The 9,114-nt window shown below is 41.9% G+C and carries 8 protein-coding genes; 5 read left to right on the top strand and 3 right to left on the bottom strand.

Annotation, left to right across the window (positions count from 1 at the left end; all coding sequences use genetic code 11):
• Positions 1 to 166: 166 nt before the first annotated feature.
• Positions 167 to 481 carry a YbaB/EbfC family nucleoid-associated protein gene (locus EP1_RS03550; protein WP_083507482.1) on the bottom strand — a complete coding sequence of 105 codons (315 nt, stop codon included), beginning with the start codon at positions 479 to 481 and terminating at the stop codon, positions 167 to 169.
• A gap of 82 nt (positions 482 to 563) precedes the next feature.
• Positions 564 to 2,312 carry a DNA polymerase III subunit gamma/tau gene (dnaX, locus tag EP1_RS03555; protein WP_067623508.1) on the bottom strand — a complete coding sequence of 583 codons (1,749 nt, stop codon included), beginning with the start codon at positions 2,310 to 2,312 and terminating at the stop codon, positions 564 to 566.
• Between the two features lie 182 nt (positions 2,313 to 2,494).
• Here dnaX and EP1_RS03560 point away from each other — a divergent pair, with 182 nt between their 5' ends.
• From EP1_RS03560 to EP1_RS03575, 4 genes are all read left to right on the top strand, one after another.
• The gene (locus EP1_RS03560; RefSeq protein WP_067623512.1) at positions 2,495 to 3,730 is read left to right on the top strand and encodes an SPFH domain-containing protein; all 1,236 of its coding nucleotides are present in this window, start codon (positions 2,495 to 2,497) and stop codon (positions 3,728 to 3,730) included.
• 132 nt (positions 3,731 to 3,862) lie between these two features.
• Positions 3,863 to 4,924 (top strand): TFIIB-type zinc ribbon-containing protein, encoded by a 1,062-nt coding sequence (locus tag EP1_RS03565; protein ID WP_067623515.1) that lies wholly within the window; start codon positions 3,863 to 3,865, stop codon positions 4,922 to 4,924.
• Positions 4,921 to 5,715, top strand: coding sequence for a TPM domain-containing protein (locus EP1_RS03570; protein WP_067623519.1), 795 nt, complete (start codon positions 4,921 to 4,923; stop codon positions 5,713 to 5,715). Before EP1_RS03565 ends, EP1_RS03570 begins: the two co-directional genes overlap by 4 nt.
• Positions 5,716 to 5,846: 131 nt before the next feature.
• Positions 5,847 to 7,139 carry a serine hydrolase gene (locus EP1_RS03575; protein WP_067623523.1) on the top strand — a complete coding sequence of 431 codons (1,293 nt, stop codon included), beginning with the start codon at positions 5,847 to 5,849 and terminating at the stop codon, positions 7,137 to 7,139.
• 58 nt (positions 7,140 to 7,197) lie between these two features.
• Here the strand turns inward: EP1_RS03575 and EP1_RS03580 are convergent, their stop codons facing one another.
• A complete protein-coding gene (locus EP1_RS03580) occupies positions 7,198 to 7,683 on the bottom strand; it encodes a GyrI-like domain-containing protein (protein ID WP_067623526.1) in 486 nt (161 codons plus the stop codon).
• Between the two features lie 188 nt (positions 7,684 to 7,871).
• Here EP1_RS03580 and EP1_RS03585 point away from each other — a divergent pair, with 188 nt between their 5' ends.
• Positions 7,872 to 9,065, top strand: coding sequence for a YdcF family protein (locus EP1_RS03585; RefSeq protein ID WP_067623529.1), 1,194 nt, complete (start codon positions 7,872 to 7,874; stop codon positions 9,063 to 9,065).
• Positions 9,066 to 9,114 lie beyond the last annotated feature (49 nt).

A 9,114-nucleotide genomic window follows, 5' to 3' on the forward strand; every position in this document is an offset into this window, starting at 1 on the left:
TCTAGTAGGAAAGGCCGAACAAACTTGCCTAGCCCTTGACTATATCGATCGCGTGTCACCAAGTTCCTTTGACCATAGCTTGGTGACCGAGCGAATTCATAAAGCTCGACCTCGTTCGCCTTAGATAAATCGTCTTACTTAGTATCTCTTTTTACAACAAAATTACTTACATTCCTGGAAGTCCTTTTGTATACTTACCCATCGTTTGATCGGTCTCTTTGGTAATTTTTGCAATTGCATCATTGACTGCTAAAACGATCATATCTTGCAGCATTTCTGGATCTTCGGGATCAATCAATTCGAGATTAATCGCCATTGACTTCATTTGTTTGTCGCCAGTAAACGTTACTGTAACTAAATCGTTGGTGGAACTGCCAGTAAATTCTGTGGCATTCAATTCATCTTGAGCCTTCACCATTTCTTTTTGCATTTTTTGCATTTGTTTCATCATGCCTTGCATGTTTCCCATTCCGCGCATCATTTTAATTAGTCGCTCCTTTTTCTTTATGATTTTATTTTGGTCTTTTAGTTAATTCGAAGACTAACGAAATAATCGATCTTTTTTAATCATCTTTTATCGTAACAAGATCGCCAAACATACTTTTCGCCTGTTCAACAACTTCATTGGTTTCTTCTGGCGGTAATAAGCTAATCTCAGCTTCTGTTTCATGCTCTTCAGTCACCGCTGGACGATCATGGTGTTGGCTAAGGTAGGACTGACGAAGACGCGGCCAACTTTCCCGCGTAATGAAAACGAAACCCGGGGTGTAATCCCTGATCATCATACTTAAACTATTCTGCATATTCAAGCGTAGCTCATCGTTGCTGTCTGCTCGTTGACAAACAATTTCGTAATCAAAAATAATCAATAGTAAGTCTGGTCCAGCGGCCACCGGTTCACTGGCTTTTAGCATCGCTCGCTGAGTGACTGGCAAGGCCATCAATAAATCTTCCCAAACATTTTTCACCTTGCTCAAATAATCTTTTGTCGCTTCACTCAAAACTTGATAAACTCGTTCCGTTGGAACACGATAGCTACTAGCCGGCTTTTTCGGTGCCACTTTCCGCTCTTCTTTTTCCACAGTCGGATTATTTTTTAATTGTTGGACTTCCGTTTGTAGCTGCTGAACTTGTTTTTTCAAAGCAGTCAGTTCTGTCTGATCGGCTGATTGATTGACCTCAGTAAGGGAGGAACTAGCCGACTGATTGGCGGCTGTTCTTACGTCCTGCGCTTGCGCTGTTGCTAATTTAACGGTAGCCACTTCCAAGTAAACATTGGCGTGATTGGTAAAACGAATCTCATTTTGTGTCTCACTTAAAATTTTGATCATTCCATATAAGTGCTCTGATGCCGTTGTATCGGCTAATTGCTTAAATGGTTCCGTTAAATAGGCCGCTCGATTGGCTAAAAGTTTCGGGGCTTGCTGATACATCAACAAATCTCGGCAATATAATAATAGATCTTCTGTCAACCGCCGCGCTTCTTTGCCTTCAGCCAAAATATTTTCCAACACTTCCAAAGCACCACTGACATCTTGCTGCAGACAGGCGCCAATGAAACTATCCATCATTTCTGTCGTCAAACTGCCCGTCACTGCTAAAGCATCCGCCAAAGTGATTGTCTCGTTGCTAAAAGAAATCGCTTGATCCAGAATGCTCAAGGCATCCCGCATCCCACCTTCTGCAGCTCGAGCAATCACCGCTAAAGCTTGTTCTTCGTAGGGTTGATTACTTTCTTCTAAAATATACTTCATTCGACCAATGATTGCTTGGACATCGATCCGTTTAAAATCAAACCGTTGTGTCCGAGAAATGATCGTTGCCGGTATCTTATGTGGTTCAGTAGTGGCTAAAACGAAAATCACATGTTCTTTTGGCTCTTCTAACGTTTTAAGTAACGCATTAAAAGCACCAGTAGAAAGCATATGAACTTCATCGATGATATAGACTTTATATTTTGCGGCAGTAGGTGCGTAATTGGCACGATCACGAATAAAGCGGATCTCTTCTACCCCATTGTTGCTAGCAGCATCAATCTCGATCACGTCTTCTTGGCGGCCCTCAGTGATGGAACGACACATCTCGCACTCATTACAAGGCTCCCCATCAACGCTATTGGGACAATTGATGGCTTTGGCAAAAATCTTTGCCGCACTAGTCTTCCCTGTTCCACGAGGACCCGTGAATAAATAGGCATGGGAAGTTTTCTGTTGTTGGATCGCATTTTTCAACGTTTTTGTGATTGCTTCTTGTCCGACTAAATCATCAAACCGTTGCGAACGCCAAACGCGGTAAAGTGCTTGATACGCCATAATTCTCCTCTTTTCCTTTAAAATCACTGCTTTTTATTATACGTGATTTTTACCAAAAAAACTATAAAAACCAACGACCTACATCAATTGTTTAGTGTCTCTTAATTTGTTTGGTCGCTTCCTTTCTCTTAAAAAAAAGCCCTATGGTATAATGGAAAAAACGTTTTTATGGAGGGATATTTATGGGATTATTTAAAGCAGCAACCAGTAGTATCGGTGGCGGGCTAGCTGATCAGTGGCTAGAAATTATTGAACCGGCTGACATGGGACAGACAACGGTCATGTCAAAGGGCATCGCTGTCCGGAAAGATGATAAGCGCGGCAGCAACAAAAAAGGCACTAGTGATGTGATTACTGACGGCTCAGTGATCCACGTTTACCCAAATATGATGATGCTCTTAGTTGACGGTGGCAAAATCATTGACTACACCGCCGAAGAAGGCTATTACACGGTGGAAAATAATTCTGCACCTTCAATGTTCAACGGTTCGTTAAAAGACGCTGTTGCTGAAACTTTCAGTCGCTTCAAATTCGGCGGCGTCACCCCACAGAAACAGCAAGTTTTTTATATCAATCTGCAAGAAATTAAAGGCATCAAATTTGGGACCAGCACACCATTGAATTATTTTGATAATTTTTACAACGCTGAATTATTCTTACGGGCCCATGGAACGTATTCTATTAAAATAACTGATCCAATCTTATTCTTTGCCAACGCGATTCCAAGAAATATGGATCAAGTCGATATCAGCGATATCAACGAGCAATACTTACAAGAATTTTTGACTGGTTTACAAGCGGCCATCAATCAAATGTCTGCCGATGGTCAACGGATTTCTTATGTTCCTTCAAAGAGTTTAGAACTAAGCAAATACTTAGCGGATGCGTTAGATGACAGTTGGCGAGATCTGCGTGGCATGGAGATCGTCTCTGTCGCAGTTGCCAGCATTTCTTACACCGATGATTCGACTAAATTGATCAATATGCGGAATGAAGGTGCGATGTTAGGCGACCCGAGCGTTCGTGAGGGTTATGTTCAAGGCTCTGTTGCTCGCGGCATGGAAGCTGCCGGTAAAAATGATGCCGGTGCCACCACTGGTTTCTTCGGGATGGGCATGGGCATGAATGCCGGCGGAGATTTTCTTAATCAAGCCTCGCAAAGCAACAATCAACAAATTCAGCAAAACCAGCAAGCACAGCAAAAAGCAACGGAAGATCAATGGACCTGTCCTAAATGCGGAACTGAAAATTCTGGTAAATTCTGTAGTAATTGTGGCGAGCCAAAACCCGCGCCAGCGACGGCAGCTAAAATCCAAATGAAGTGTAGTGACTGTGGCGAAGTTGTTGATTTAAGCAATGGTGTACCAAAATTCTGTCCTCACTGTGGCAAACCCTTCAAAGGTCTTCCATTGGACTGATTTTAACCGAACACGAGTTGGCCCTTATTCAAAAGCGCAACGACTTTGCCGTTTAACTAAGTTGTTTACGTTGAAGAGCAAATTCGTTTTGCGCAAAATGAAGCTATTATTATGAATTAGGAGGATCTGCAAATGGCTGATGTATTGACGCATCATTGTCCAAACTGCGGCGGTCCTTTAACGTTTAATCCCAGTGATCAAAAATTCCACTGTGACTATTGTTTAAGTATTTTCACAGTGGAAGATATCGAAAAATTTGAGGCGAAGTCAGCAGATTCCGCAGCCACCGAAACTGCTGAGACTGCGGAATCTCCCGGCAGTGAGGTTGATCTATTTCTCTGTCCCAGCTGTGGCGCTCAGATTGTCACCGATCACACTACCGCTGCAACTTACTGCTACTTTTGTCATAATCCCGTCGTCTTATCGGGACGTTTGAGCGGGGAATTCTTACCAAATAAAGTATTGCCCTTTAAAATTGATCGTCAAAAAGCGGTCGCTGACTTTTTGGCCTGGACCAAGAAAAAACGTTTCGTGCCAAAAGATTTTTTCAATGAACAGCAGATTGAAAAGCTGACGGGCGTCTATTTCCCTTACTGGGTGATTGATGCAGAAACCGACGGCAATCTAACCGGTAAAGGTACTTCGCTGCGGGTTTGGATCGTCGGTGACCTTGAATATACCGAAACCAAAATTTATCAAATTTTCCGTAAAGGCAAAGCAACGATCAATCACCTAACCAAAAATGCTTTAAAGAAAAACTTGCAGCAAAAAATGGTAGAAGGTGTTCAGCCTTTTCCAATTGATCAAGCGGTCGATTTTCATACCGAATATTTAGCGGGCTTTCAAGCAGAAAAACGCGATATCGAGATTAAAGAGTTAGCTGAACAAATCGGTCATGAACTAACCGAATACACGGAAGACCTTTTGCGAGATACCATTTCTGGTTACACGACTTTCACTCCTAGCAATCAATCAGTCGCAATTGAAAAGCAGGACAATCATTACATGTTGCTGCCCGTCTGGCTGGTGACCTATCAAGATACGGCAAACAAAACGTATTACTATGCGATGAACGGACAAACTGGCAAAGTCAGCGGTGTCCTACCGATCAGTACTAAACGTTTAGGGTTGTTCTCTGGCGGGATTTTCGCGGCTATTCTAGCAATTGCCATGATTGTGGGGTATTTTCTATGAAAAAAATCCTATGGCTTTTAGCTTTTCTCGTGTTGTTCAGCCCCTTAAATGTGTTAGCCGCAAGTAACACCGTGGATGATCAAGCCAATTTACTAACACCGGAAGAGCAGACTGAGCTTTCCCAACAAGCCGATGCCATCAATCAAAAGATTAAAGGCGAAGTCTTTGTTTTAACTACCAATACAAATAATGAAGAACCGCGCGAATTTGCCAACCTCCAGCTCAAAGATCGGGTGGGCAAAGACAATAACGGTGCGCTCTTATTATTAGACATGAATCAAAGAGAAATCTACTTATCAACTTCCGGTAATATGATCGATTACATCACAGACAAACGGCGCGATCAGCTGTTAGATGATGTGGCGGAAGCCATGAAAAACGGGGATTATTACCAAGCTAGCCAAGTCTATTTATCAAACATGAAAGACTTCGTGGACGACGGAGTCCCCAGTGGCTCGTATCGGATTGATGAAACAACCGGTAAAATCACTTACTACAAATCCATCACCCCGCTTGAATTTACAATTGGGTTGATTATCGCAGCGATTGCCGCGATTGGATTCTTTGTTTCGGTAAGACTGCGTTATCAATTAAAAGCGGGGACTTATCGTTACCCCTATCGCCAAAATGCTCAACTAAACGTAACCGAACGCCAAGATCAGTTGGTCAATTCCTTCGTCACTACTCGCCGTACCCCAAAAGCCTCCAATAATAATCGCGGCGGCGATGGCGGAAGTACCACCAATTCCAGCGGCGGCGGAACTTTCGGCGGTGGTGGACGTAGTTTTTAATTAAAAATAAGTACCTTACACCAGAGTTCTGGAAAACTTACGAAAAACTCTGGTGTTTTCCCGTATTTGATTGAATTTACCCTGTTATTTTGCTAAACTTTTTAGGTTAATAGAAATAAAGGAGCTCTTTAATGAATAAAAAGAAAAGATTTTCACTCGTTTTGGTTGCCTTGTTACTTTTTTGCCAGAGCCTCATTGGCATTACCGCCCAAGCAGCCGATGATTTTTCCGTCAATGCTAGTGCTGGCTATGCCATCGATGCTGATTCTGGAAAAGTTTTTTTCAACCAAGAAGGCGACACCCCGAAAGGAATTGCATCGATCACGAAGACCCTTACGTCTTATCTTGTTTTAGATGCGATTAAGCAGCAAAAAATTTCTTGGGATCAAGAAGTCCCGATTTCAGAATATGCTGAAGAATTGAGTAATGTCCCTGATTTATCTAATGTGACTCTCGTGCGTGACCAAAAATACACCGTCAAAGATCTTTTTGAGTCCATGATTGTTCAATCTGCTAACGCTAGCGCCGTTGCTTTAGCCGAATTAATCGCTGGAGACGAACCGGCTTTCGTCAATCAAATGCGCGAACAACTAACAAAATGGGGAATCAAAGATGCGACTATCATCAACGCCTCTGGACTTAGTAATGTTTATCTAGGCGAACATGTCTACCCCGATACGCAAGAAAATGATGAAAACATGATGTCTGCTCGTGATGTAGCCATCGTGGCTCAGCATTTAATCAAAGATTTTCCGGAAGTTTTAGAAACTTCTAAAATCAAAGAAAAAACCTTCGCTCCAAACAGTTCTCAGCCGGACGAGATGAAAAATTGGAACGTCATGCTATTTGATGGTCCGAATTACAAAGAAGGCGTCGATGGGCTGAAAACCGGAACCACAGACTTGGCTGGCGCTTGCTTTGTCGGGACCATCCAAAAAGATGGCCGCCGCGTAATTACGGTCATTTTAAATGCCTTGAATCAACCCAATGATGAAAATGCTCGTTTTGTTGAAACTGCTAGTTTGATGGACTATTGTTTAAACAATTGGAGTCAACAAGAAGTGACGACTGCCGGTCAAACGCCGACAGATAAAAAGACTCTAAAAGTCAAAGACGGCAAAACAGAAACCGTCGCTTTAGCGATGGAAAAACCGGTTAAACTATGGGTCCGAAATGATATGGATACCAATAATTTAACGATCAAATCGACTTTAGATCAATCTTTATTGGATAACAATGCGATCATTGCGCCTGTTCATAAAGGGGAAAAAATCGGAACGGTCAGTGTTGCTTTACCGCAAGATACCTTAGGTTACCTTCAATCAGATGAAGGTGCCACCACCGATCTAGTAACCAAAAACGCCGTGGAAAAAGCCAATGCCTTTGAAATCATCTGGCAAAAAATTACCAATTTATTCGCATAAGTTAAAAAGAGGTTTGAAGCGCTAACGTTGGCTTCAAACCTTTTTTTTCTCCCTAGCTTTATTCGGCTTCAAACGGAAAGTACAATTCAACTTCACCTTCTGCAAAATGGGGCAAGTAATGCTCATGGATCGCGCCAGCAAGCTTGAATTTCTCTAGCGGAAAAATTTCGCCTAACATCAAATTCGTTGCTTCTTCGATTTTTTCAGCACTTGCCATAACCGTTAAGTAACTCATTGGTGGCACTTCCCAACGAGTCCAGCCCTCAGGGACTTTAGCTTCTGCCGGTGCTTGAACACCGGCTAAATAGCGTCCTTCTTTTTGCCAGGGCTCCAACCACTGTTCTTTGTCACTCATTAAACCCCAGAGCTGCAAATCTTTCATCTCTTGCCCTGCCAAAAGGTTCACTAGCTCCCCAAAATGCTCATTTAACTGATCCCATAATAAAGGAACCCATGACGGACCATCTTCTGCTAACCCGCTGCCTTCTTTTCCAATCACAAACAGACGCGGTAAATCGACACGATTGACACCTTGAATCTCCATACAATTCCCTCCTTTCCTTAAGTTTACTAATCTTCTGCTGGAAAACCAACTAATCGTCCTTTCATGTATCTTTAGCTTTTTCTTTGATATACTGGCAAAGAATAGTCTAAAATAGATTCAACAACAAATACAGATGAATTAGCGAATAGGAATATTTTTTACTTCTAAATTAGGAAAGATGTGATGAAATGGATATACAACGTGATTTACTAGCCCTAGGTTTTTACTTTATTGTTCTAATTGGTTTGATGATTCGTTTTAAATCGAGCAAAGCGAAAACTCTTCTCTTGTGGACAGGTCTTTTTTTTATTTTATATTTTTGTGGCATTGAGATCCAAAATAAGACCTTCTTCATTTTAATTCCGCTCTTCTTCTTTTTATTATTCTGGCATTTTTATTTCAAAGAAAAATGTCGCTTGCGAAATGGCTGGTTATTAAATCTGTTCTTAATCAGCTTCATGGGCTACGTGACCTTGGTCACTTTTGTCGCCGGCTCTTTGATCGGTGCAGGCATTCTTGGAATCTTAGGAATTCTATTTATCTTCGCAATCTTATTTGGAATCTACGCCGCTATCATTTTCTTAATCGGTAATAGCTTTATCGTACTACGCCATGAATCACGCAGACTGCCTAATCTACTGACTTTAATTCTGGGACTAGCTATTATCGCGCTGATTGTTTTGCAGACTTTTGGACCAAAACTTTTACCTAGCTGGTCAGTCATTTTACTAGCGATTCCCACTACGATTGCTGTCTATTTTTTTGTAGTCTTTTGGAATTTTTTATCGATTTCCTTACTCTACCAATTCAATCATCCCAAATACAATCAAGATTATGTGATCGTCTTAGGTGCCGGCTTGATTAATGGTGAAAAAGTCACTCCTTTATTAGCCAAACGAATTGATCGCGCCATTCAATTTTATCGCAAACAAAGCGCCGAAACCTCAGCTCCACCGCAATTATTAATGTCTGGCGGTCAAGGGCCTGATGAAAAGGTTCCTGAAGCACAAGCGATGCGGGAATATGCCTTAGAGCAAGGCATCCCAGCGGAGGATATTCTGCTGGAGGCTCAGTCTACTAACACGCTTGAGAACATGCAGTTTAGTAAAGAAATTATGGAACGGGAAAAACCTGCTGGTTATCAGGCAATCTTTACTTCCAATAATTACCATATCTTCAGGGCGGGGATGTACGCAGATGAAGTTGGCCTAAAAATCGATGGGATTGGCTCAAAGACAGCACGTTATTATTTACCCAATGCTTTTTTAAGAGAATTCATTGCCGTTGCCCTGATGAACAAACGATTGCACTTAGTTGTTTGTGGTCTGATTACGTTAGGATATCTCATTTTGGCTATTGTTAATTACTTTTTCGTTGGCTAAAACAGAGCTTTCTACCAACATCAAGCCCCAGACAGTAGCATTAACAAAT

The organism is Enterococcus pseudoavium NBRC 100491, from assembly GCF_001544295.1.
Classification (GTDB): domain Bacteria; phylum Bacillota; class Bacilli; order Lactobacillales; family Enterococcaceae; genus Enterococcus_A; species Enterococcus_A pseudoavium.